Raw genomic sequence first — 214 nt, 5'->3', positions numbered from 1 at the left:
GAGGGATCGGGCCAGGGACGGGACGACCACGTCGAGTGTGCCGGTGCCGGGGACGACGACGGTCTGTTCGTCGAGGGCGTCGAAGAGGTCGTCGATCAATCGTTGGGCCATGCGCGGGGCTTTGGGGCGGATCAGTTCGACGAGTCTGCGGCGTCCGGCTTTTCTCAGGGCGGCCGGGGATCCGTGGCGCTCCAGGAGCCAGGTGACGGCCTGG

The 214-nt window shown here is 69.2% G+C and carries 1 pseudogene; it reads right to left on the bottom strand.

The window, feature by feature from the left end:
• Positions 1-214 (bottom strand): annotated as a pseudogene (locus PUR61_RS01625) (IS110 family transposase); the annotation flags it as partial.

Source organism: Streptomyces sp. BE20, assembly GCF_036322525.1.
Taxonomy (GTDB): Bacteria; Actinomycetota; Actinomycetes; order Streptomycetales; family Streptomycetaceae; genus Kitasatospora.
This window is presented reverse-complemented; position numbering and strand designations above follow the sequence as displayed.